The following is a 23492-nucleotide window of genomic DNA, read 5'->3' on the forward strand; positions in this document are numbered from 1 at the left end:
CGCCCTCGATGGCCCGATCCCCCGATGACACAGTCCCCCGGTGGCACAGTGTTCGATGGCCCGATCCTCGATGGCACAGTCCCCCGAAGGCACGAGAGGGAACCTCACCCATGGCTCACCGATACCGACCGTGGCACCCGCGCCGAACCGCAGCGATTGCCGGAGTGGTCGGGGTGGTGCTGCTGGCGTTCGCCGCTCCTGCCCTTGCCGCCACCACCACGTACACCACGACCGCCCTGTCTGCGACGACCAGCGGAACCACCGTCACCGCGACGGCCACCGTCAAATCCTCAGCCACCGTGTCGGCCTCGCTGGCCGGTATCTGTGCACGCAACTCGAGCGGCGGAAACGTCGACTTCCCGCTGGCGACAACCACCATCACCACGGCGGGAGTCAAACTGGTCAAGGTGCGCAGCCTCAACGCGGGGACCTACACCTACTGGGCCTGCGCGAAGGTCAACGGCACCTGGCACGACATCGGCAGCAAGAAGACCGTGACGGTTGGTGGCGTGGCCTCCGCCTCCGCCCCCAGCGGGCAGGCCATGCCCGTCGGAAACCTGCCGGGCTGGCAACAGACCTTCACCGAAGACTTCACGAAAAATGTTGCCATGGGCGGCTTTCCCGGTACGTACACCGGGAAGTGGATGAGCTACAACGGTTTCAACGACTCCTCGGGCCACGGCACCTACAACCAGAAGATCATCTCCGCGCACGACGGCGTGCTCGACCTCTACCTGCACAGCGAGAACGGCCGGCCGCAGGGCGCTGCGCCGGTTCCGCTGGTCAACAACGGCAAATGGGGCGGCCAGATCTACGGCAAGTTCACCGTCCGCTTCAGGTCCGACCCGCTCGCCGGGTACGGCGCCGGCTGGTTGCTCTGGCCGGACAGCGGCGACTGGAACGACGGCGAGATCGACTTCCCCGAGGGCTATCTCAGCGCCAACATGCAAGGCTTCAACCACATGGTCGGCAACGCCAGATCGAACAGTCTGATCGTCAGCCCGAAGGTGTCATGGGGGAACTGGCACACTGCAAGCATCGAGTGGAAGCCGACCGGGGTGTCCTTCATCCTCGACGGCGTCAACCTCGGCACCGACACTCGGAGCATCCCCAGGAAGGCGCTCCACTGGATCCTGCAGACCGCCACCTCCGGTCCGCTGCCCAAGTCCACCACCGCCGGACATGTGCTGATCGACTGGGTCACCGTCTACAGGTGGGTCGGCTGACGCCGGTCGGCGACGGCGATGCACGTCAGGCGGGAACGGCCAGGTCGTTCTTCCGAGAAGCACGCAACTGCAGCAGCAACCAGGGCAGGCAGGCGATCGCCAGGCTCAGCCGGATCAGGTTCCATGCGGTGGTCTGCGGGAGCAGCGAGGACCCGGCGCTGATGAGGCAGGCCAGGCCGATCAGGGCCAGCAGCGGCCGCGGGGTGCGAGGCCACCCGGCCGAGTCGTCCAGGGCGCGACGCTGCAGCAGGGCCTGAACCGAGAAGGCCACGAGAGTCGACGCCGCGGCGCCGGAGATCCCCCACAGCGGAACGAGCAGCAGGTTCAGCCCGACGTTCAACGCGCCGGCCACGAAGGCCACCACGGCGAGCGGGCGGGTGCGGCGCAGGATGAGCAGTTCACGGCTGGTCGCACCGGAGGCGGCGACCGGGAACGCCGCCGCGGCCACCAGGACCGACACGATCAGCAAGGACGCCGGATCGAAACTGGGCGGAGCAACGATGCGCAGCAAGATCGGTGCGGCCAGCGTGATGCCCAGGATGATCGGTACGCACAGTCGGTACAACTCGTCGCGGGAGCGCCCGGTCAGCTTGCGCCGCAACACCTTGTCGCGGACCGCGGCCAGCCGAGGCGTCCAGGCCTGGCTGACGGACGAGAGCCCGAGCACCACCACGTAGCCGACGGTGTAGGCGATCTGGTACCGCCCGACCTCCGCCGATCCGAGCAGCCGGGAGATCACCACCCGGTCGCTCGCCGTCAGGACGAACACCGACAGCCCACTCAGCATGATCGGAACCCCCAGCGAGAATGCACTTCTGATCAGCGGGCGGTCGAGAAGACCGGCCAGCAACGGTTTGCACAGCAGCAGAGCGATCAGAAGACCGGCGAACTGGCTGATCACCCCGCCCCAGGCGTAGGTGCTGGCATTCTTGGCCACCCGGAAGACCAGCGCGATGCCGAAGACCGGACCGCCGAGCGCGGACAGGCAGCTCACCGCAGCGAACGGCTTCAACCGGTCCTGCGCCATCAGCAGCGCGAGCGAGAGCTGCACGACGGCACCGGGACCGGTCCACAGGACGATTGCGATGACCAGCGACCGCTCGGAGCCCAGCCCGACGAACGGGCCCCAGAAGCCGGCAGTGGTGCCCGCCAGCACTGTGAACGACACCGCGATGACCATGCCGACGGCCAGGAGGGAGCGGGCACTGCGGCCGGAGGGATCGTCCGCCATCTGCAGCGTGATGGCCCGGTCGAAACCGATCACGGCCAGCACCATCAGCACCTGGTAGATCGCGATACCCGTGGCCATGCTGCCGAACTCGGACGGGCCCAGGATGTAGGCGAGCACCGGCGAGACGACCACGGCCGTCACGAGCTGGAGTGACCAGATCACCACGTAGATCAGGTCCCGACCGAAAAGCCGGCCCATGCCCGCAGCTTGGTCGTCCGGAGCGTCGAGCGTGGTCACGGACCGGCCGGGCCCGGCCAGGACGGCCGCCGCTTCCTCCTTCTCCAGCCGTGGGACCGAGGCCACCGGCCCGCTCACTCCGATGCTGCCCCGACGACTCGGAGCGACACGTCGATGACGTCCCGGGCCGCTGCTCCCCGGGAGCCGGACGGCTTCCGGGCGGAAGGTGTCGGCCGGCTCTCCGTTCGGCGGCTGCGTTCGGCGAGCATCCGCGGATGTCCCGCGAGCACCGGCAGACGGGTACTGGTCAACCATTCCTGACTCTTCCTCCCGCCGCCACGACGATCGATGAGCCTCGGATCGGCGTCGACGTCGGCCACTGTCCCCTCGGGGACGAAGGTCGGCATGTTCAGTATGGACGGGACGACCGCCGTGGTCACGAGCCGCCGACCCCGGTCATCCGGTAGAGCTTGGTGGTCACACCGCTGGAGACCAGGGTCCAGGACGGCGAAGTCGCCATCGCCTGTTCGAGACGCAGGTAGTCGGCGTAGGTCTGCATGCCGTACCGGTCGTCCCAGGCTCCGACGGAGTCGGACATCAGCGCCCAGTGCTGGACACCCGGGACCTGGGTCTGCAGTTCGGTCGTCAGCTGCGCGAGATCCTGCACCGGGTCGTAGGCCGACGTCACGAGCGGGTAGTCGTTCAGCGATTCCCGCGAGGCGTACTGGACGTCGTTGTACCTGGCGGTGACATGGCCGGGCGTGGCATTGCCGGTGCCGACGACGAGGAGCACCGCACCCTTCTTGGCGGTGGTCTCGAACTCGCGGATCGCAGTGGTCGAGTCGGGCCGGACCACGCGCGCCCAGTCAAGACCGGTCTGGCCGAAGGTGTTGACCATGAACAAGCCGACCAACGCGAGCCCGACGGCCACCTTCATGACGGCCCGGTCGGTGCGGACACCTTCGAAGGCCATGACGGCGAGGATGGCCAGCCACGGCACGGCGAACAGGACGACCCGGAAGATCCCCTCCGACCCGTAGTTGGTCACGGCGAAGAGGGAGCCGGAGCTGGCACCGGCAAGCAGCAGGGCGAACCGGGTCCGGTCCCGTTTGCGCAGCACCGCCACGATCGCCAGGATGCCGACGACAACCAGGACGGCGGCCGGGATGTCGAAGGCCAGCCTGGTGACCAGAGGCTGCGGCAGGGTGGTCCCGCCGTGCACCGGGGGGGCGATGTTGGTGAAGATCTGACCGATGGCGTCCAGGGACACGAATCCGCCGAGCGACGACTTGTGCAGCAGTGCCCAGCCGACCGCCGGCACCAGTACGGCGAGCGGGATCCACCAGGGCCTGATCAGCCGGAAGACGACGAGCACGGTGAGCTCGGCAACCATCAGGTACGGCGAGATCTGGTGGGTGATGGTGACGACGCACGTCAGCACGGCCACGAAGCCGTAGCGCATCCACAGACGGCCGGCGGAGTCGGGGCGGGCACCGATCAGCAGCGCGGCGATGACCAGGCAGAGCGTGTAGCCCACCGACTGCGGCGAGAAGTAGACGATGTTGACCGTCGCGCCGAGGGTGGCGATGGCGGCTGCCGTCCAGGCCTGGGCCGCGGTCTGCAGAAAGCGTCCGGCCAGGTTGCGGATGGCAAGGGCGGTGTAGACGGTCAGCGCCACGGGGAACCAGGTGGCCAGCGTCATCGGATCGGCGATACCGGCGGCGTCGGTGACCCAGGCGCCCGAGGCGAAGAGTCCCGGCCAGGCCTGGTAGATGTCGGCGCTGTCGGCGCCGAGGCCGTTGTCCCGGATGTACTCCAGGACACCGACGTGCTTGCCGGCCGACATGACGGCGGGAGCGCCGTAGAGGATGGCCTGCGCGGCGATGACGGCCGTGATCAGGGTCAGCAGGGGCAACGCCGGGCTGGCGTCGGTGATCCAGGCCAGGACGACCGCGGCGATGAGGACCGCAGCGCCGACGAACCACAGCGGACCGACCCTGGCGAGCAGGCCGCCCTCCTCGGGCAGGCCGCGGTGGTCGAACGAATCGACCACCATCAGGACGCATCCGAGGACGGTCAGCACCCACCAGCGGACACCGGTCCGAAACGGCGTGGTGGTCCGGATCACCATGAAGCGAACACTTCTCAGGTCCGCGGGCACTGCGAAGGCCAACATCGCGACCGCGCTGACGACGGCGAACAACAAGGCGATGCCCGGGTGCCACATGCCGGTGCGGGCCATGGCGAAGCCGACGACGGTGGTAGCGCTGAAACTGATCGCGCCGGAGGCCAGGACGAACGCCGAGACCGACATGGACCCGACGAGCAGGGTCGGCGCGATGCCCCATCCGGTCAGCAGGAACAGGGCGACGCCCGTCGTGCGCAGGTCACCGATCGAGAAGATCTCGCCGATTACGGCAATTAGCAGCACCACGACGAGGTAGGCGGCGGCGATCAGGCGGTAGGTAGCCGTCATCGGCGGGGAAGAGGTGATCGCCGCCAGAGGGCGCAGATCGCGGTACCTGACCTTCCCGGACCTGCGGGCACTGGGTCCTGCGTCGTCGGACAACCGTTCCATGCTCTCTGTGCTCATCGGGCAGTTCCACCATTTCCGGCTGTCGCCTCGAGGTTCGCCGGTGCCGCGCGCCCATCCTCCACCGGCCGGCGCCGACGTCCGCCATCGGCGGCCGTCTGCAGGATGCTCTCCACCTGATCGACGGAGGATTTCAGCGAGAAGTGGTCCAACACGTGCTGGGTGCAGCGCGAGGCCAATGCGGGATCATCGGTGCGCCAGGACCGCAGGGACTGCAGCTTCCCGGCCAGGGCAGCGGAATCCGTTGGTTCGAACAGCATGTCCTCGAACTCCCCGGTGAGGATCTCGGGAATCCCGCCGACGCGGGAAGCCAGCACCGGTCGGCCGGTGGCCATCGCCTCGATCACCACCCGCCCGAAGGGTTCCTGCCACTGCGCGGGCAGGACCACGACGTCGGCCGCATTCAGCAACGACAGGACGTCCTTGCGCATCGGCAGCCAGGTCACCGAAGCGGGCAGGTCGGCGCGAAGCCGGCGAACGTACCCGGTGTCGGCGGGCAGCCCGTCGGCCACCAGCAGCAGGCGGGCACCGACCTGGTCCGTCCGCCGCCACGCGTCCAGCAGGACGTCGACGCCCTTCTCCGGTGCCGCCCTGCCGTAGTAGAGGACGACGTACTCGTCGGGGTCGATACCGAGAGCATTTCTGGCCTCGAGCATCTCGGGTCGTCCGGCAGCCGGGTAGTCGGCCTGGTCGATCCCGTTGTGCACGACGCTCACGCGCTCGCTGGGCAGCCCGGCGCGCAACCACTCCTGGCGGATGTCGGCCGACACGGCGGCGAAGCCGGCGGTCAGCTTGCCGAAGATCGAGATGCCGGGCATCGTCGGCCGGTTGTGCAGGTGGACGACCAGCCGGGCCCCGGCCAGCCGGGAGGCCAGCACGCCCCAGATCAGCTGCTCGCACCGGTTGAGGTAGACGACGTCCGGCTTCATGGCCGCGGCCGCCCTGACGGCGGGCAGCAGACGCGGGACATCACGGAGCAGGGTCGACTTGACGGCGTCGAAGCTCGGCACCTGCCGCAACTCCTCCGTCATCGCTTCCCAGTCGGAGTGCAACGCCCCGGACTCGTTGTACAGCGCGCTGATCCGGTGGCCACGGGCGTGCAGCTCCCTGGTCACCTGCAACGTGTTGAGTTCGACGCCCCCGACCGGGGCCAGCACACCCGGATTGACCAGGATCCTCATGACGCCGGGGATTTCGGCGCCGCGCCGGCCTTGACGCGGTTGTTGCGCCTTCCCATCGCGTAGAGCGCCGGTCCCATCGCCATGCCGGCGAACTCACGGACGATGAGGGCCCTCTTCGAACCCACCGCAGGGCTCGCGACTGCGGGTCGGCTCTGCTGTCCCCGGGGGACGGTCACCGCCTTGGCGATGCCCGGTGGAATCTTGCGGAGCAGCTGCGGGCGGGTGTCGCTGTCCAGCAGGTGCTTGGTGATGAAGGCCGACAGTCCTGTTCCGTATCCGAAGATCTGGCGACGGAGCCCGTCGAGGTCGGAGCGGTGGTGATGCCAGACGATGGCGGCCGGCTCGTAGGCGATCGCCCGGTCCTCCAGGAGTACCCGGACGAACATGTCCAGATCTTCTCCACCTTTTGCTCTGGTGCCGGCGCCGAGCGCAACGTCGAAACCGCCGAGGTCCCGGAGCAGCCGGGTATCGAACGCCATCGAGGCGCCGGTGCCGAAAAGCCCTGCGGCGTAGGGATACAGCGGATCCGTGGCGTGCGAGCGCAGGTCGAACAACTGCGGTTCGCAGCTGTCGCCCCAGGAGACCCGCTGGTCGAAGTAGTGCTCGGCCGGTGTCTCCAGTGTCGCGGTGCAGACCAGACCGGTCACGCAGCCGACGTCGGCACGGCGGGCGAACCCGGCGACCAGTGCGGTGATCCAGTGCTGATCCACCGCGACGTCGTCGTCGGTGTAGGCGAGGATATCGCCGGTCGCCTCGGCCAGACCGCGGTTCCTCGCGTAGGACAGACCGGCCATCGGCTCCACCACGTAGCGGAACCGGGGGTCGGTGCCGACCTGCGCGTCGAAGGCCACGCGACCGGAGTCGGAGCTGGGAGCGTTGTCCACGATGACGATCTCGAGGTCGGCGTACTGCAGGTTCTGCAGTCGGCGCAGGCAGTTGCCGAGCTCGGGGGCACGGTCGCGGGTGCAGACGACGACACTGACCTTGGGCACGGCGGGGACCTTGGGCACGGCGGGGACCTTGGGCACGGCGGGGACCTTGGGCACTGCGGGGACCTTGGGCACTGCGGGGACCTTGGGCACGGCGGGGGCCGAAAGGACGTCGGGCAACGCGGCGGACTCGAGTCTGCGGGTCGATCTCTCGGAGAGTGCACCCCTGATCTCGGAGCTGCTGACGAGTCCCCCGGTCAGTGGTAGCTCCACGAACTGGATGGGCTCTCCGGCCGAGCGCACGAGGATCCGGGCGCGCTGGAAGGGGCGACCTCCGGGGACTTCCAGCATGGTGTCGCCGCTGGAGATCTCGAACTCGGTGCACCAGACCGCGGAACTCGACAGTGCGACCTGCTCGGTGTCCGGCGACACGGCGACGATCGCGTCGCGAGCGGGCGCACCGACCGCGGCAGGTGCTGTGCCGGTACCCCCGGCTGCCGTGACGGGTGTGGTGTGGACGCCGCTCGTGTTGCCCGACCGCACGCTCCGGCGGCCACGGAGGTAGCCGGCCGAGGTGACGACGAGCCCAAGAGCGACAGCCGCCGAACGGGCCGGGCCGGAGGCGTCACCACGAAGGCCCTGTCCCAGACCGCGGAAGAACGCCCGGGGCAGGGTGCGCGTCGTGTAGACGCGTTCCGAGGCAAGGGCTGCGCCCGCGCCGACGTGCGAGGCAACGACCGCCTTGGAGACGCCCTCCCAGAAGCACCGGCTGACGAAGTATCCGACTGTCATGCGGCCATCCGTCACCCGGTGCGAGACAACGGCTTTCGGCTGTCCCATGATCGTCGTGCCGGGGTTCGCGCGGCCGATCCGGATCGAGAGCTCGGTCTCTTCGCAGCCCAACGGGTGGGTGCCGACCCGTCCGATGCCGTCGGAGAAACCGTCCGTCGTCGCAAGGGCGCTACGTCGGAACGCCATCGAGCAGCCCAGCGGATTGCGGATGGGGCCGACCTCCCGCGATTGACCCTCGTAGCTGCTGCCGACCACCCAGAGGAAGGAATCCGGGAACCACGACGGCCGGCCGGGAGCGTCCCAGGCCGGGACGGCCCACCCGCCCACACCGACGACGAGGTCGTCCTGCATCGGCTCGACCATGTGGCGGGCCCAGTCGGGCTCGGCCACGGCGTCGTCGTCCAGGAACAGCACCAGATCCGAGACCGATTGTGCGATGCCGGTGTTCCGGGCACCGGACAACCCACGCTTGTTGCTGTTCGCGATGATCGTGGCCTGCGGCAGCTCGGCACGCAGCCGCACCAGCAATTCTTCGTTGTGATCGACGACGATCACCACCTCGTCAGCGGGAACCGACTGCTCGAGGATGGATCTATAGGCCGCGAGTACGTCGTGCCAACGCTTTTCGGTGTAGGCACACATCACGACGGCCACACTGGCCGACGTCCTCACACTGCCTCCGACTGCTGCCCGCGTCCGTCGAAGCCCTGGTGTGCGTGGGTACGCGCACCGAAATCGACCACCCCCGCGTGGCCCGGAAGTGCCGGACGCACGCGGGTCGCGCGCTCGCGCAGGATCGTCATGAGCACTCGGGTGCCGTCCCGGAAGGTCCGCAGGTTGCTCTCGCCGGAGCGACGCGGATGCTCGAAGCTCGGAACCTCCTGGATCAGCTTCTTGGCCTTGGCGACCCGGACGTTGATCATGGTCTCGATCTCGAACCCGTCGCCCCAGTGGGTATCGACGGAGGTGTCGTGCGGGTTGGGCAGGGCGAAGGCCAGCAGGCACTCGCGCCGGAACGCGTTGTATCCGTAGCAGAGGTCCGAGTAGCCGGTACGGAACAGCAGGTTGGTCGTTCCGTTCAGGAACTTGTTGCCCACATCGCGCAGCAGGCTGATGTCATCGCTGCCACCACCGAGGGCGAACCGGGTGCCCTTGGCGTAGTGCGCGCCATCGTCGAGAGCCTTGACGAACGCCGGGATCTCGCCCGGGTCCATGGACCCGTCCGCGTCGATCATCACGATGTAGTCGCCGGTGGCCGCGGCGAAGCCGGCGGCCAGCGCATTGCCCTTGCCCTTGCGGCTCTGCTGGAGTACGACGATGTCGGGGCGAGCGCGACGGGCGGCTTCGATGGTCCCGTCCTTCGAATTACCATCGACGAGGATCACCTCGTCGATTCCCTCCGGCAGGCCGTCCAGGACGAAGGGAATATTCTTCTCTTCATTACGGGCGGGGACTACGACGGAAACGGTCGGTCGGCGGTTCGAGCGGTACGGAGGCATTCAAGACCGTGCTTTCTTCCGGAGCATCCGGAAGGAAGCCGTGAATTTTACGATCCACGACTACCGGACGACTGCCGGAATTAGTTTGGCTGCGATGGTGCCAACTCCGTCGTCGACAGCGGAACCATACCGCCCTGGGCACGGACGGTCACAATCGCCGTGAAGATGTTCACACGAAGGAGACTTGTGTTCTCACCAGCGAGTGAACGGCCTGCGGCAATCCCAGGAACCCGGACCCACCGTCATCGATCAATCGGGGTCGGCATCGGGGTTGCGTCCATTCGAGTGATCACTCGAACTGATGCGTTCGGGTCTGGTGCCCCAACGGCTCTGCCCCGACTGAGGCGGGCCCGAGTATCGGGTGGCCGACATCACGCGCCGGCGATCGGCCCTACCGACCAATCTTCACCAAGATTTTATTTGTTGGTCATCATTGGACGGCACTTTGGAGTTCGGTACCGCAACGGCGAATATCCGGTGGTGGCGTGATCCGCGAGACAGAGTTGGTCGGAGGCACGGCTGCTACCATCCTCGGCACCGGTCGAGACTGCAGTGACACCGTCCTGCCTCGCGGCCGACACATGCGAGACGCGCGCAACGAATCGTCCCAGCGTCGGGTGTTCCAGGACCACGTTCCACGCCCGAAGTGCAATTTCTCGCGTCCCCCCGGCAGCATCAGGAACTGCACTGAGCCCTACTCCATCACCGTCACGCTCCGCCATCGATTCGCTTCGCAGCGCCACACCCCGCAGCGCCCGTCCACCCGCAGTGCCCGCCAACCCGCAGTGCCCGCCAACCCGCAGTGCCCGCCAAGGAACAGGAAAGATGGTCTGCGATGCCCAGCTGGACGTCTCACCGGATCACCCGTCGCCTCGCGACCGTCATGACCGGCACCGTGGTCGTCTCTCTGGCGGTCGCCGCCCCGTCGATAGCAGCGGCCGGCCCGTACTCCAGCCCCGGGGTCATTGCCTCGGTCAGCGCCAGGACCGTCACCACCCAGGTGACGATCAAGGCCACCACCAAGGTCAACGCGACCATGGCCGGCATCTGCGCTCGCAACGCGACCGGCGGCAACGTCGACTTCCCCTTCGCTGCGGCCGTCGATCTACTCCCTGCCGGCACGACGATCGTGAAGTCGCGGACCCTCAACCCGGGTACCTACAGCTTCTGGGCCTGCGCCAAGGTCAACGGGAAGTGGAACGACATCAGCGCGAAGTCGACCTTCTCGGTGTCCTCGACCGCCAGTGGCGAGGCCATGCCGGTGGGGAACCTGCCGAGTTGGAAGCAGATCTTCACCGAGGACTTCAACGCCAACGTCGCCGTGGGCGGGTTCCCCGGCCCGTACGCACCCAAGTGGGATGCCTACGACGGATTCCCGGACTCTTCCGGGAACGCCCAGTTCTCCAAGAAGATCATCTCCACGCACGATGGCATGCTCGACATGTACCTGCACACCGAGAACGGCGTGGTGCTGGGTGCTGCACCGGTTCCGCTCGTCACCGGGGTCTGGCAGGGTCAGGTCTACGGTCGCTACAGCGTCCGCTTCAAGGCAGACTCACTGGGCTACTTCGGTACCGGCTGGGTGCTCTGGCCAGACAGCAACGACTGGAACGAGGGCGAGATCGACTTCCCCGAAGGAAGTCTGGACAACACCATCGCCGGATTCGTGCACTGCATCGGACACGCCCAGGACAACTGCGCCTGGCTGTTCTCCTCGGTGCTGTTCGCCTCGTCCTGGCACACCGCGACCATCGAATGGAAGCCAACCAGCGTGACGTTCTACCTGGACGGCCACAACATGATCACCAATACCAACGCCGTTCCGAAGAGTCTGCTGCACTGGGTCCTGCAGACAGCGACCAACGGCGGGAAGCCGAAGGCCACCACCGCCGGACACGTGCTCATCGACTGGGCGACGATCTACGGCTACACCGGCTGACGATCAGGCGGCCGGCGGTACCGACCCCCGGGCCTCGTGCAGATCGATTGCCCAGGGGCGCATTTCAGGCCCTGGTGTAGATGCTGACCCAGTCGATCAGCACATGTCCCGTCGTCGACGCGGCCGGCTTGTTCCCCGAGGTCCCGGTCTGCAGCACCCAGTGCAGGGCCTTGACCGGGATGTTGCGGGTGTCAGAGGCCACCGTCTTCCCGTCGAGGATGTAGAACACCCCGCGTGGACTCCATTCGATGGTGGCGGTGTGCCAGTCGACGAAGGTGACACCGGTGTTGACCACCAGGCAGTTGTCCCTGGCGTGGCCGACGCAGTGGTTGAACGCCTCCTGGGTCTGCGACAGGCCGCCCTCCGGGAAATCGATCTCGCCGTCGTTCCAGTGGCCGCTGTCGGGCCAGAGCAACCACCCGGCGCCGTAGCCGGGCGTCCAGTCGGCGCGGTAGCGGACGGTGAACCGTCCGTACTTCTGACCGCCCCACCTGCCGCCGACGAGTGGGACCGGGGCGGCGCCCTGGGGAACGCCCTTCTCGCTGTGCAGGTAGAGATCCATCTGGCCGTTGTGCATCGAGATGATCTTCTGGTTGTACCGACCGTTGCCCGAGGTATCGGCAAAACCGTTGTAGCTCAGCCACTTCGACTTGTAGGGGCCAGGGAAGCCGCCCAGTACGACCGGCGTGGTGAAGTCGTCGGAGAAGACCTGCTTCCAGCCCGGGAGGTTGCCCACCGGCATCGGTACGCCGCTCGGGTAGGCCGCGCCCGGCCTGGCCACCGGCTTCGGGTACGAGCGGGTCGCACCGGGATCGGCGACCACCAGGGTCCGCTTGGCCCCGATGTCGTTCCAGCCGCCGTCGACCTTGGCGCAGGCCCACACGGTGTACCGGCCCGGGTAGAGCTGACGGGTGGCTGTCAGGACCGTGCCGGCCGGCTTCAGTGCGACCGCCCGGAACGGGAAGTCGCGGACGGCACCGGCACTGTTGCGTACACAGACACCGGCCATCGAGGCCGTCACCGGTACGGAGGCGGTGATGGTGGCGGTGGCAGTGGCCAGCAGACCCGACACCGAGGTGGCGAGCTTCGGTGCGGCGTACCGCACCGGACCGGCAGCAGCCGACGTCTCGGGCAGCGCGAGCATCGCCAGGGTGACGGCAGCCAGGGCGACGCAGGCAACCCGACGGGCACGGGAGGACAGGATCGGCACGAAGGGCTCCAGACGCTGCAAGAATGATGAACTGGGGGGAATGCGCAGGCCGGAATCGTCCTTGAAGATGCCCTGAACAGCTAAGACTACCAGAAGTAGCTGATTCTAACGCTGTGTAGCAAGTAGATTTCAGACGTTCGAGGACGGTCCATCCTTCGGTGTCGACCCGGCCGGCCAGATGTTGGCCGCTGCGTCACGACCGCAGTCGCCGGGACGGGACGGTCACTCTGCCGTGCGGCGCGATGTCACTGCTTTTGACTGCGGCGGCCATCACACCCGACGCCGGCCGGGTGGTCGCGACGATCCGTTCGGGCATCCCGGGGGGGTCCGGCCGGCATCCGCGACCAGGGGCAGGATAGGGGCATGCGCTCCGTCGAAGAACATGCCAGGGTCGTCTCCGATCTGCTGTCCCCCAGTCCCGTGGTGAACGTCCCGCTGGCCGAGGCCGCCGGGCTCGTGCTCGCCCGTGATCTCGTGGCCACCATCGACCTGCCGCCGTTCGCCAACTCGGCGATGGACGGCTACGCCGCGCGGGCCGCGGATCTCACCGGGTTCCCGATCACCCTGCCGGTGTCGCAGGACATCCCGGCAGGCCGCCAGGACACCGGGCCGCTCGAACCGGGGACGGCGGCGCGGATCATGACCGGCGCGCCGATGCCGGACGGCGCGGACACCGTCATCCAGGTCGAGCGCACCGACGGCGGAACCGAGCAGGTCCGGATCGACGGCGCCCCGCCGGCCGGGGTGCACGTACGGACCGCCGGCGAGGACGTCACCGCCGGGTCGGTGGTGCTGAAGGCCGGGACGGTGATCGCCGGACCGCAGATCGGCGTCGCCGCGGCCCTGGGATTCGCCGAACTGCCGGTGCGCCGGCCGGTGGAGGTGCTGGTGCTCTCCACCGGGACCGAACTCGTGGCGCCCGGACTGCCGTTGGGACCCGGACAGATCTACGAGTCGAACTCTGCGATGCTGGCCGCGGCCATCACCGCGGCCGGCGGCCACGCGACGATCGCCCACTTCGTCGCCGACGACGTGGACGCCTTCCGCGCCGCACTGCGGGCGCAGGTCGGGGGGATCGACCTGGTCGTTACTTCCGGCGGGGTCTCCGCCGGGGCATACGAGGTGGTCAAGGACGCCCTCACCGGCCAGGGCGTCGAGTTCGCCAAGGTGGCCATGCAGCCCGGGATGCCCCAGGGTGCAGGCCATTTCGAGAACGTCCCGATGGTGACGCTGCCGGGCAATCCGGTCAGCTCGTACGTGTCCTTCGAGGTCTTCCTGCGTCCGGCGATCAGGGCCGCGATGGGCTACCGCCAGCTGACCCGGCCGGCCCTGCGCCTACCGCTGGCAGCGCCGATCGAGTCCCCGGCCGGCAAGCGCCAGTTCCGTCGTGGCGTTCTCGACCCCGAGGCCGGCACCGTCGCGCCGTGGGGCGGCCCCGGCTCGCATCTGCTGTCGTGGTTGGCCGGCGCCGACGCGATGATCGTGGTGGAGGCGGCCGTCACCAGCCTGGACACCGGGGCCCTCGTCGAGGTCTGGCTGCTGGGCTGAGGTTCGGTACCGTTTCGGACATGAGCACCTTGGATGATTGGATCGCCGATGCTTCCAGAGCACTTTCCCTGCCGCCGGCTCCCCTGCCGGTCGATCTGCGGGACGATCTGCTCGACCTGACGAGGGACGTCGCCCACGGCGTGGCCAGGGTCGCGGCTCCATTGACCTGCTATCTGGTCGGCCTGGCGATCGCCAACGGGATGGCGCCCTCGACGGCCGTCAGCACCTTGAAGGACCTCGTCGCGGCCCGGACACCGGTCGATCAGCCCGAATCCTGACCAGAGCCGGCTTCCCGTGCCTTCGGTGTCAGCCGCCGACGACCACCCGGTCCGGGAGCGAGAAGCCCTCGAACGGGAGCAATGTCGAACCACTCTCGCCGCGGACCGAGGAGATCGACCCGTCCCCGGAATAGGTGAAGCTGAGCAGTTCGCCGTAGGAGCCGTACCCCGATCCGCCCTGGATCCGCAACGTGGACCCGTCGACCACCTCGAGCTCTGCGGCGTCCTCGACCGGATCGGCGCCGGGAAGGTGCAGTCGGTAGAGGCGGCCGCCGAGCACGGCGATGTCGAGCGCGCCCCAGAGACTCGCGAACCGACCGCAGTAGCGCGTGCGGTCGAGCCCGTCGGTCGGCCGCGGCTTGCTGCCCGCGAGATCGAGAAGTTTGACGCCCGCGTGGGCCAAGGACTCGGCCGGGCCGTCGATGGCATTGGTCAGCACCGAGATCGCCAACCCGGCCCCGGTGTCGGCGACCGAATTGGTGATGTGACCCGGGTATCCCCCGCCGTGCCCGATCAGCTGCCGCTCGCCGACGGTGGCGACGGACAGGCCGAGACCGTACTGCCGGTCCCCGGACCGCACGCTCCACCACGGGTGCTGCATCTCCCGCTTCGCTGAATCGGTCAGCAGGCGTTCGTCACCGAAGAAGTGCGCCGCGAAGTATTGCACGAGATCGCTGGCGGTGGAGTAGAAACCGGTGGCGGAGGCCATGGCTTTCGTATCGATGTGCTCGATCGGGACCCGTCGATCCGCGTAGGCCAGCGAACTGTAGCCGGTCGCGTAATCGGCGGCACGGGCGGCGTCGAGCTCCGGTCCGAGGTCGGCCAGTCCCAGCCGGTCGATGATCGCCGACCTGACCCGCTCGGCGAACGACACACCGGTGACCTGCTCGATGATCAGACCGAGGAGCGAGTAGCCGATGTTGGAGTACTTGAAGCGGTCGTTGCGGCCCAGCACCGACGCCGCGGGATCAAGAAGCAGCTCCCGCAAGGTCGCCCGGTCGGGAAACGGACGGCTCAGCTGCCAGAAGTCCCCGTCCCGGCTGTCCCGGAACAGACCGGAGGCATGCGACAGCAGTTCGCGGACGGTGACCGCCCCGACCTCGGTGCCGGCAAGGTAGTCGACCCACCGACCGGCCGTGTCGTCCAGCCGCAGCTCGCCCGACTCGACCAGTTGCAGGACGGCGGTCGCGGTGAACGTCTTGGAGTGCGAGGCGATCCGGAACAGGTGCCGGGGTTCCAGCGGCACACCGGACTCGATGTCGGCCAGCCCGTGGGCGGTCGACAAACGGACCGAGCCGGCCGCGTACACCGCGGCCTGTACCCCGGGGATCCGTTCGTCACGCTGCCGGAACTGTAGGTAGCGGTCGAAGTGTCCCAGCGCCTCACCGATCGAGTCGGCGTCGGGAAGAGGTATGAAATCGTCGTCGGACATCAGTCAATCCTGCATGAACTCGTCGGCAGCACCGGCCTGGGCCACGTTGCCGATCGTCTGGAGCTGGTCCCAGACGGCACGGGCGCGATCGACGCAGAGGACGACCAGATCGCCGGGGTTGGCCCGCTCGATGCTGGCGGCGGTGGCGTCGATCTCGTCCAATACGACCTCGACCTCCTTCACCCTGGCACCCTCGGCCTGGGCGCGGTGGACGCCCTCGACGATCAGGGCGGCCGTCTCACCGGGTTTGCGGCCGCGGAGCCGTTCGTCCTCGCGCACGATGATCCGATCGAAGTGCTTGCCCGCCTGGTAACCGAGATCGACCATGTCCTGGTCGCGACGATCGCCCGCGGTGGCGACGACGCCGATGCGCTGGGGCTTCTCGATGCCGGTGGTGTCCTCGAAGAAGCGGTCGACGAAGTCGCCGAGGGCGATCATCGCCGGCGCATTGTGGCAGTAGTCGACGATCACCTTGACCCCGCGGACCTCGGTCAGGTTCATCCGGCCCGGTGCCTGGTAGAACGACGAGGTGAAAGACCGCAGTCCAGCACGGATGTCGTGCAGGTGCGCACCGGCGCAATAGGCGGCGGCCGCAGCCGCCATCGCGTTCTGCACGTTGAACATGGCCTTGCCGCCGAAGGTGACCGGCAGCAGATGCGTGTAGGCCAGAGGCATCCGACGGCGACCGTGGACCAGGACCAGCTGATCGCCGAGCTCCCCCTTCTCCAGGATGATGGCCTTCCCACCGCGGCGGCAGTGATCGGCGATCATCCGGTTGTGGGGCTTGATCGAGAACCAGACGATCTCACCCGAGCAGGCCCGGCGCATCGCCGCGACCAGTTCGTCGTCGGCGTTCAGCACCGCGGCGCCGTTCTTCGGGACCGCCTCGACGATCACCTGCTTCACCTTCGCCAGTTGCTCGACCGAATTGATGCCTCGGAGCCCGAGGTGGTCGGGGGCCACGTTCAGCACCACGGCTACGTCGTTCCTGGTGTAGCCCAGACCTTCTCGTAGGATCCCGCCGCGCGCGACCTCGAAGACGGCGAAGTCGACCCGCGGGTTCTGCAGCACCATCCTGGCCGACCGCGGACCGGAGGCGTCGGACCGGATCACCAGCCGGTCGTCGATGACGACGCCGTCGGTGGAGGTCATGCCCACCTTGCGGCCGATGCCCTTGAAGATGTGCGCGATCATCCGGCTGGTGGTGGTCTTGCCATTCGTCCCGGTGACGGCGACGATCGGGATGCGGGAGGCGGTCCCGGGCGGAAACATCAGATCCACCACGGGCTTTGCCACGAACTGCGGTTCACCGATTGTCGGATGGGTGTGCATGCGGAAGCCGGGCGCTGCGTTCACCTCGCAGATCGCGCCGCCGGTCTCGCGGACCGGCTGGGTGATGTCGGGGCAGAGGAAGTCGATCCCGGCGATGTCCAGTCCGACGACACGCGCTGCCTCCTCTGCGATGTCGATGTTGTCCGGGTGCGCCTCGAAGGTCCGGTCGATCGAGATGCCGCCGGTGGACATGTTCCCGGTCAGCGCCAGCTTGACCATCTCCCCAGCGGGCGGGACGTCGTCCATCTCGAAACCCTGGGCCCGCACCAGTTCCACCGCCGCGGTGTTGACCTCGATGCGGGTCAACACCTTCTCGTGCCCGACCCCGCGCCTCGGATCTGAGTTGGTGATCTCGACCAGCTGGGTCACGGAACTGCTGCCGTCGCCGATCACTTGGGCCGGAACCCGTTCGGCGATGGCGACCATGTTGCCGCCGATGACGAGCACCCGGTAGTCCTTGCCGGTGATGAACGACTCGACCAGGACGTAGCCCTGGCGTGACTGGTCGTACGCCTCGACGAACGCCGCCCTGACCTCCTCCTCGGAATTCAGGTTGATGGCCACGCCGCGGCCGTGATTCCCGTCCAGGGGTTTCAGCACCACCGGGTAACCGATCCGACGTGCCATCCGCACGGCGTCGTCGTCGTTGCGGACCACCTCCGACGTGGGAACGGGGAGGCCGGCCGCCGCGAGCAGGCGGTTGGTCAGCTCCTTGTCCGAGGCGATGTCGACGGCCAGGGAGCCCGTCATCGAGGTCATCGTGGCTCTGATCCGCTGCTGCAGGACGCCATGACCGAGCTGCACCAGCGAACCGGAGTTCAGCCGCTGCCAAGGGATGTCGCGGGAGATGGCCTCCTCCAGGATGGCCTGGGTCGACGGCCCGAAGGCCACCCGCTGACTGGTCCGCAGGAACGCCTCGTGCTCGGCTTTGAATTCGAAATCCGTGTCGATGGTCGAGCGACCCGGAGTCTGCTCGAGATCGTCGACGAGGGTGATCAGATGGTTGACCAGCTTGACGGCCAGCCGGCCGGCCAGGGTTGCGACGGTCTCGTCCAGGTATCCGTAGATGACGTTGTAGACACCCCGTTCGCCCGTCGATCTGGTCTTGCCTCGGGTGATCTCGTGCCCGGCGGTCCGCTGCAGCTCCAGCGCGACGTGCTCGCTGACGTGCCCCGTCCACGTTCCCTCGACCAGCCGTTCGACGAAGCCACCGTCGTGGCCGCGCGAGCACTGGTGGTCGTGGAGACCCGGCAGCAGCGCCATCAGTTGCTCGGTGAACCCGGGGAGCAGGTCGGTCGGCGAGTCCTCCAGCGCCCCGATGTCGACCACCATGTGGATCGACGGCTCGTAGGAGTAGTAGTTCGGCCCCCGGTACACCCGGAGTTCCTTGATGGTGACGGCTCGCTGGGCATCGGTCGACGGCTGCTGATCAGTTGACTCGGAGGAGGTCATCGTGGGCCTTTCGCGGTACGTCCGGGTGCGGCAGCTGTCTCTCTGATCATTGCGTACCGCCCCTGCAGACAGAAGGCCGCACCCGGCTGGCGCCGATGGAACCGATGCCGGCGGGCGTTCAGGAGGACGCGGGTCGGCGGCGGAGCTCGGCCGTGGTGGTGTGGGCGCCCTCGGCGGCGATACGGCGGCTGCGCGGACGACTGTCACTGGGGACGTCGGAGAGCGTGGCCACCACGGGACGCCCTTCTTCCGGCGTCAGGCCGGGGGCCGAGATCAGCTGGCGGCCAACGAGATCGAAGACCGATCCGCGCGGCAGGGTGTGCAGTTTCAGCCCCGACATCATCAGCGGCTGGGTACCGGTGGCGGTGTAGGCGGTGGTGATCACCTCCGCCCCGTCGATGACGGTGACGACACCACGGCCCTTGACCTCCAGCTGGCCGTCGGCCGAGATGATCGCGGCCGTGTCCTCGTCGACGCCGACCCCGAGCTGGCCAGGGTTGGCGGCCACCAGTGCGAGGAGCCGGCCGAAGCGGTTCCGCTGGGTGAAGTGCTGATCGACGATCACGCCGGCCAGCAGCCCCAGCCCCTGCGAGACCTGACCCACCCGGAACTTCGGCGTCGAGCCGCCACTGCCGAACGAGACCATGTGCTCGGAGCAGATGCTCGCGCCGGCCGACGTGCCGGCGACCACGGCGCCACGGAGGTGGGCGGCCCGGATCGCATCGCCCACCGCCGTGCCCACCACGACGGTCGCCAGTTTCGTCTGGTTGCCGCCAGTCATGAAGACGGCAGTGCAGCGGTCGATCGCTGCCACCAGGGATTCCTCCTGCGCCTGCTGCCGACTCTCCGGACGGATCCCGACGACATCTTCGACGCCGAGCCCGGCGAAGAGCTGGAGGTAGGCGTGGGTGATCTCGTCACCGAGCGAGGAGGCCGTCGAGATCACCACGATCCGGGCCGCCGGGCCACCGGCCAGACGGATCACCTCGCGCAGGATCGTCATCCGGCCGATCTTGTCCTCGGCACCGCCGATCGGCATGACGATGCCCGGCCCAGATTCCGACCGGATGTCTCGTACCTGCGTCATGGAAGACCACGCTATCGCCCGACGGCCTGCGCATTGCAATCCTGGGTTTTCCTGCGATCCGGGTCCGGATCGGCCAAGGTGGTTGAACTGACCGGTCGGCACCTCCCGCCGCACCGCGAACGATGGAAGAGGGCAGAAGAAGATGGGCGTGAATCTCACCAAAGGCGGCAACGTCTCGCTGACCAAGGCGGCACCCGGCCTCACCGTGGTGACCCTGGGACTCGGCTGGGATGCCAGGACCACCGACGGGGGCAGCTTCGATCTCGACGCCAGCGCGATCGGCCTCGGTGCAGACGGAAAGGTCCTCACCAACGAGCATTTCGTCTTCTACAACAACAAGCGCTCCCCTGACGGATCGATCGAGCACGGCGGCGACAACCTGACCGGTGAGGGCTCCGGCGACGACGAGGTCATCACGGTGAACGTCGCGGCCGTTCCGCCGGAGATCGACAAGGTCACCGTGGCCGTGTCCATCTACGAGGCCGACACCAAGGGTCTGTCGTTCGGGCAGGTCCGCAACGCCTACATCCGGGTCGTCAACCAGGCCGACAGCGTCGAACTGGCCCGCTACGACCTGTCCGAGGACGCCTCGACGGAGACGGCGATGGTGTTCGGCGAGCTGTATCGCAGCGGCGCGGAGTGGAAGTTCAGGGCCATCGGCCAGGGCTACGCCTCGGGCCTGTCCGGGATCGCCCAGGACTTCGGCGTCACCGTCTGAGGTCGCCGTTCGGTCGGGGCGGTCCCACCGGGCCGTCCGACCTGTTGGGCGGTCCCACCGGGCCGTCCGACCTGTTGGGCGGTCCCACCGGGCCGTCCGACCTGTCGGGCGGTCCCACCGGGCCGTCCGACCTGTCGGGCGGTCCCACCGGGCCGTCCGACCTGTTGGGACGACGGCAAGGTGATAGACCGACACGTGCGACCGGGACTGCGCGGTGAACTCCGCCCCCTCCCAGTCCGCGTGTCGGGTTTCCAGTTCGAACCCCGCGACCAGCGGATTTTCAGGGGCATAGGTCGAGGTCGTGTCGGTCGTCACGGCCGTTGCTGCGGGTGAACCGGCTGATCAACAGGCAACTCCGATACCGTGTCCCTGTCTTGAACACCCGTGCACGGTCCGGCGACCCCGGCCGTGCCGAAGCAGAGAGCGCAGGCGAGTTCACCCATGGCGTCCGGTTCCTCGACCCAAGGCGAGTCCGCCGGCGGCTCGCACCTGGTCCAGCTGATCCGGAGTTCGGTCCCACCGATCCACCCTGGTGGACGTCCGATCGTGCTCGGCGCGCTGGCCGGCTCGCTCGGGCTCCGGTTCCTCCTGCGGACCGTCGGGCTGCGTAGGTTCGGCTCGACGGTCGGTCGCATCGGCCTGACCGGAACGGCTGCGAGTGCACTTTTCTTCCGTGCACCGAAGCGGGTCACGCCACTCGACACCGCTCTCGTGGTGGCGCCGGCCGACGGGTTGATCTCGCTGATCGAGGACGCCGTCCCGCCACCCGAACTGGGTCTCGGTGACCAGACGCTGACCCGGGTGTCGATCTTCCTGTCCGTCTTCGACGTGCACGTCCAGCGAATCCCGGTGAGCGGCGTCATCACCAAGGCCGCCTACCGGCCGGGCAAGTTCCTGTCGGCCGACCTCGACAAGGCGTCCGAGGTGAACGAGCGGAACTCTCTGGTGATCTCGTCGACCCATGGCGAGCAGGTCATCGTCACGCAGATCGCCGGGCTGATCGCGCGCCGCATCGTGTGCGACCTCGGCGTCGGCGCGCCGGTCCTGGCCGGCGCCACCTACGGCCTGATCCGCTTCGGATCCAGGGTCGACACGTATCTGCCGGCGGGTTCGACCGTCGACATCCTGCTCGGGCAAAGGACGATCGGCGGTGAGACGGTGCTCGCGCGACTCCCACCGGGGAGTTCCTGATGGCCACTGTTCCCGGGGTCAGATTCCTGCCCAACGCCATCACCGTCATGGCACTGTGCTCCGGCCTGAGCAGTGTGGCGTTCGCGCTCAACGGCCAGTTCTTCGCTGCGATCGCGGCCATCGGTATCGCCTCGATCCTGGATTCCCTCGACGGCCCGGCCGCCCGACTCCTCAACTCCACCAGCCGGATCGGCGCCGAGTTGGACTCGTTGTCGGACCTGGTGTCCTTCGGGGTCGCACCGGCGTTGGTCGTCTACGTCTGGAAGTTTCGTGGAGCCGAAGTGCTCCCGGTGGCAGGTGGCAATTCGACCGTTGGCTACGGGTGGGCGTTCTGCCTGCTCTTCGCCGTCTGCATGGCCCTGCGTCTGGCCCGGTTCAACTCGCTGCTGGACGATGACGAACCCAAGCCCTACGCGAAGGGCTTCTTCACGGGTATTCCGGCACCGGCCGGTGGATTGCTGGCGACGGTTCCGCTCCTGCTCCAGATCCGCTTCCACGACGGTTTCTGGAGCACCCGCCCGGTGGTGGCCGCGTGGCTGGTCCTGATCGCCGGACTTGCGGTGTCAAGGCTGCCCACGATCGCGCTGAAGTCGGTGCGGGTCCCGCCGAGTCTGATCGTGCCGTTGCTGGCCCTGCTCGTCCTGGCCGTCGCGCTGGAGTTCTACGAGCCGCAGATCATCCTGGCCATGGGGCTCGGCGTCTACCTGCTGCACCTGCCCTACGCGGGCTGGAAGTTCCAGTACCTCAAGCGCCACCCCGAGCTGTGGATGGACACGTCCAAGCAGCGCCTCTCGCGGTCGTCGACCCGGAGCGTCAGGCTGGCGGTGCGGATGCCCCGGCGTCGGCGCGTCGCCGGTCGCGGACCTGACGGCACACCCCTTCCCGCGGCACGTCGCCGCGGAGCGTTGAACCAGGTGCGTGGCCGCGTTCAGGGCCGCCGCCGCCGCCCCTGACCGCGCCCCGCCACCGCTCGCCCCTGTTGCGCATACAGAAGTGCCCTGCGCATACAGATGTGCACGAAAAGCCCTGTGAGGGAACGAAAATGGGTACATCTGTATGCGCGGCGGCGATGGCGGCGCGGCGAGTGCGTCAGGCGACGGTGGAGCTCAGGCGTCGAAACCGAGGCGTCGGGCGGAGCGGGTCTTCTGACGGGTCGAGCGCAGCCGTCGGAGCCGGCGGACCAGCAACGGATCGTCGGCCAACGCCGCCGGGTTGTCGATGACGTTGTTGAGGACCTGGTAGTAGCGCGTCGGGGAGAGATCGAACATCTCCTTGATCGCCTGTTCCTTCAGGCCGGCGTACTGCCACCACTGGCGCTCGAAGGCAAGGATGTCACGGTCGCGCCGGGACAGGCCTTGGGCCTCGCCCAGCCCGGAGGCCGAACCGTGGGCCGCGTCGCCTTCACTCCCGGTGGGTCGGGCGGCAGCGCTGTCCATCGTTCCTCCAGTTACCGACCGGCCAGGCCGGAATCACACGGTTGTCATTTGCCGCCCTATGGTGGCACGCCCGGCGTTCCCCGGTCCAGCGCATCCGGCGTGTCAGCTCACGAGTGATCACACTTCAAGTCACAGCAGCCACAGAGGCACCAGCAGCCTCAGTAGACCCACACTGGCTGATCCCGGTCCTGACGGACCGGTTCGGCCTGAGGTGCGAGCACGTGCCGCCGACTTGACGACC

At 67.9% G+C, this 23492-nt stretch carries 18 protein-coding genes and 1 pseudogene; 7 read left to right on the forward strand and 12 right to left on the reverse strand.

Features of this window, described 5'->3' with window-relative positions:
- The first annotated feature begins 110 nt into the window (after window positions 1-110).
- Entirely contained in the window at window positions 111-1226 is a 1116-nt protein-coding gene (locus tag ABIB25_RS06625) for a glycoside hydrolase family 16 protein (protein ID WP_354527640.1), read from the forward strand.
- A gap of 25 nt (window positions 1227-1251) precedes the next feature.
- Here the strand turns inward: ABIB25_RS06625 and ABIB25_RS06630 are convergent, their stop codons facing one another.
- Genes ABIB25_RS06630 through ABIB25_RS06655 form a run of 6 tightly spaced genes read right to left on the reverse strand, consistent with a single transcriptional unit; the run spans window position 1252 to window position 9628 of the window.
- Window positions 1252-2760, reverse strand: coding sequence for a lipopolysaccharide biosynthesis protein (locus ABIB25_RS06630; RefSeq protein ID WP_354527641.1), 1509 nt, complete (start codon window positions 2758-2760; stop codon window positions 1252-1254).
- An 8-nt stretch (window positions 2761-2768) separates the two neighbouring features.
- Window positions 2769-3074 (reverse strand): hypothetical protein, encoded by a 306-nt coding sequence (locus tag ABIB25_RS06635; RefSeq protein WP_354527642.1) that lies wholly within the window; start codon window positions 3072-3074, stop codon window positions 2769-2771.
- A complete protein-coding gene (locus ABIB25_RS06640; protein WP_354527643.1) occupies window positions 3071-5227 on the reverse strand; it encodes a hypothetical protein in 2157 nt (718 codons plus the stop codon). The genes ABIB25_RS06635 and ABIB25_RS06640 overlap by 4 nt, the downstream gene beginning before the upstream one ends.
- On the reverse strand, window positions 5224-6408 hold the full coding sequence (locus ABIB25_RS06645; RefSeq protein ID WP_354527644.1) for a glycosyltransferase family 4 protein: 1185 nt from the start codon (window positions 6406-6408) through the stop codon (window positions 5224-5226). The genes ABIB25_RS06640 and ABIB25_RS06645 overlap by 4 nt, the downstream gene beginning before the upstream one ends.
- Window positions 6405-8801, reverse strand: a complete 2397-nt coding sequence (locus ABIB25_RS06650) for a glycosyltransferase (RefSeq protein ID WP_354527645.1) — start codon at window positions 8799-8801, stop codon at window positions 6405-6407. Before ABIB25_RS06650 ends, ABIB25_RS06645 begins: the two co-directional genes overlap by 4 nt.
- Window positions 8798-9628: a glycosyltransferase family 2 protein gene (locus ABIB25_RS06655; RefSeq protein WP_354527646.1), complete on the reverse strand. Its 831-nt coding sequence runs from the start codon at window positions 9626-9628 to the stop codon at window positions 8798-8800. The genes ABIB25_RS06650 and ABIB25_RS06655 overlap by 4 nt, the downstream gene beginning before the upstream one ends.
- A gap of 835 nt (window positions 9629-10463) precedes the next feature.
- On the opposite strand from ABIB25_RS06655, the gene ABIB25_RS06660 reads away from it, so the two are divergent.
- Window positions 10464-11567: a glycoside hydrolase family 16 protein gene (locus ABIB25_RS06660; RefSeq protein WP_354527647.1), complete on the forward strand. Its 1104-nt coding sequence runs from the start codon at window positions 10464-10466 to the stop codon at window positions 11565-11567.
- Between the two features lie 64 nt (window positions 11568-11631).
- On the opposite strand, the gene ABIB25_RS06665 is transcribed toward ABIB25_RS06660, so the two are convergent.
- A complete protein-coding gene (locus ABIB25_RS06665) occupies window positions 11632-12777 on the reverse strand; it encodes a glycoside hydrolase family 16 protein (protein ID WP_354527648.1) in 1146 nt (381 codons plus the stop codon).
- Between the two features lie 363 nt (window positions 12778-13140).
- Between ABIB25_RS06665 and moeA the strand changes: the two genes are divergently transcribed.
- Window positions 13141-14325, forward strand: coding sequence for a molybdopterin molybdotransferase MoeA (gene moeA / locus ABIB25_RS06670; protein ID WP_354527649.1), 1185 nt, complete (start codon window positions 13141-13143; stop codon window positions 14323-14325).
- A gap of 20 nt (window positions 14326-14345) precedes the next feature.
- Window positions 14346-14603: a DUF6457 domain-containing protein gene (locus ABIB25_RS06675; RefSeq protein WP_354527650.1), complete on the forward strand. Its 258-nt coding sequence runs from the start codon at window positions 14346-14348 to the stop codon at window positions 14601-14603.
- Window positions 14604-14631: 28 nt separating this feature from the next.
- Here the strand turns inward: ABIB25_RS06675 and ABIB25_RS06680 are convergent, their stop codons facing one another.
- The 3 genes from ABIB25_RS06680 to ABIB25_RS06690 all read right to left on the reverse strand — a co-directional run bounded on the left by ABIB25_RS06680 (window position 14632) and on the right by ABIB25_RS06690 (window position 19906).
- The gene (locus ABIB25_RS06680; protein ID WP_354527651.1) at window positions 14632-16035 is read right to left on the reverse strand and encodes a serine hydrolase domain-containing protein; all 1404 of its coding nucleotides are present in this window, start codon (window positions 16033-16035) and stop codon (window positions 14632-14634) included.
- A 3-nt stretch (window positions 16036-16038) separates the two neighbouring features.
- Window positions 16039-18819, reverse strand: a complete 2781-nt coding sequence (cphA, locus tag ABIB25_RS06685; RefSeq protein ID WP_354527652.1) for a cyanophycin synthetase — start codon at window positions 18817-18819, stop codon at window positions 16039-16041.
- Window positions 18820-18937: 118 nt separating this feature from the next.
- Window positions 18938-19906 (reverse strand): cyanophycinase, encoded by a 969-nt coding sequence (locus tag ABIB25_RS06690; RefSeq protein WP_354527653.1) that lies wholly within the window; start codon window positions 19904-19906, stop codon window positions 18938-18940.
- A gap of 142 nt (window positions 19907-20048) precedes the next feature.
- On the opposite strand from ABIB25_RS06690, the gene ABIB25_RS06695 reads away from it, so the two are divergent.
- Window positions 20049-20624 (forward strand): TerD family protein, encoded by a 576-nt coding sequence (locus tag ABIB25_RS06695; protein WP_354527654.1) that lies wholly within the window; start codon window positions 20049-20051, stop codon window positions 20622-20624.
- Window positions 20625-20801: 177 nt separating this feature from the next.
- Here the strand turns inward: ABIB25_RS06695 and ABIB25_RS06700 are convergent.
- A pseudogene (locus tag ABIB25_RS06700) lies at window positions 20802-20894 on the reverse strand (SAM-dependent methyltransferase); the annotation flags it as partial.
- Between the two features lie 171 nt (window positions 20895-21065).
- Between ABIB25_RS06700 and ABIB25_RS06705 the strand changes: the two are divergent.
- Window positions 21066-21815, forward strand: a complete 750-nt coding sequence (locus ABIB25_RS06705) for a phosphatidylserine decarboxylase (protein ID WP_354527655.1) — start codon at window positions 21066-21068, stop codon at window positions 21813-21815.
- On the forward strand, window positions 21815-22768 hold the full coding sequence (locus ABIB25_RS06710) for a CDP-alcohol phosphatidyltransferase family protein (protein ID WP_354527656.1): 954 nt from the start codon (window positions 21815-21817) through the stop codon (window positions 22766-22768). Before ABIB25_RS06705 ends, ABIB25_RS06710 begins: the two co-directional genes overlap by 1 nt.
- 153 nt (window positions 22769-22921) lie before the next feature.
- On the opposite strand, the gene ABIB25_RS06715 is transcribed toward ABIB25_RS06710, so the two are convergent.
- Window positions 22922-23251, reverse strand: a complete 330-nt coding sequence (locus tag ABIB25_RS06715) for a DUF3263 domain-containing protein (protein ID WP_354527657.1) — start codon at window positions 23249-23251, stop codon at window positions 22922-22924.
- Between the last annotated feature and the right edge of the window lie 241 nt (window positions 23252-23492).

It is taken from the genome of Nakamurella sp. UYEF19 (genome assembly GCF_040546275.1).
In the GTDB taxonomy this organism is placed as follows: domain Bacteria; phylum Actinomycetota; class Actinomycetes; order Mycobacteriales; family Nakamurellaceae; genus Nakamurella.

Excerpts from the sequence above, each read along its gene's own strand:
- ABIB25_RS06625 (WP_354527640.1), top strand. The coding sequence starts at position 111 with ATGGCTCACCGATACCGACCGTGGCACCCGCGCCGAACCGCAGCGATT.
- ABIB25_RS06695 (WP_354527654.1), top strand. The coding sequence starts at position 20,049 with ATGGGCGTGAATCTCACCAAAGGCGGCAACGTCTCGCTGACCAAGGCG.
- moeA (WP_354527649.1), top strand. The coding sequence starts at position 13,141 with ATGCGCTCCGTCGAAGAACATGCCAGGGTCGTCTCCGATCTGCTGTCC.
- cphA (WP_354527652.1), bottom strand. The coding sequence starts at position 18,819 with ATGACCTCCTCCGAGTCAACTGATCAGCAGCCGTCGACCGATGCCCAG.
- ABIB25_RS06675 (WP_354527650.1), top strand. The coding sequence starts at position 14,346 with ATGAGCACCTTGGATGATTGGATCGCCGATGCTTCCAGAGCACTTTCC.
- ABIB25_RS06660 (WP_354527647.1), top strand. The coding sequence starts at position 10,464 with ATGCCCAGCTGGACGTCTCACCGGATCACCCGTCGCCTCGCGACCGTC.
- ABIB25_RS06645 (WP_354527644.1), bottom strand. The coding sequence starts at position 6,408 with ATGAGGATCCTGGTCAATCCGGGTGTGCTGGCCCCGGTCGGGGGCGTC.
- ABIB25_RS06710 (WP_354527656.1), top strand. The coding sequence starts at position 21,815 with ATGGCCACTGTTCCCGGGGTCAGATTCCTGCCCAACGCCATCACCGTC.
- ABIB25_RS06705 (WP_354527655.1), top strand. The coding sequence starts at position 21,066 with ATGGCGTCCGGTTCCTCGACCCAAGGCGAGTCCGCCGGCGGCTCGCAC.
- ABIB25_RS06680 (WP_354527651.1), bottom strand. The coding sequence starts at position 16,035 with ATGTCCGACGACGATTTCATACCTCTTCCCGACGCCGACTCGATCGGT.
- ABIB25_RS06640 (WP_354527643.1), bottom strand. The coding sequence starts at position 5,227 with ATGAGCACAGAGAGCATGGAACGGTTGTCCGACGACGCAGGACCCAGT.
- ABIB25_RS06655 (WP_354527646.1), bottom strand. The coding sequence starts at position 9,628 with ATGCCTCCGTACCGCTCGAACCGCCGACCGACCGTTTCCGTCGTAGTC.
- ABIB25_RS06690 (WP_354527653.1), bottom strand. The coding sequence starts at position 19,906 with ATGACGCAGGTACGAGACATCCGGTCGGAATCTGGGCCGGGCATCGTC.
- ABIB25_RS06715 (WP_354527657.1), bottom strand. The coding sequence starts at position 23,251 with ATGGACAGCGCTGCCGCCCGACCCACCGGGAGTGAAGGCGACGCGGCC.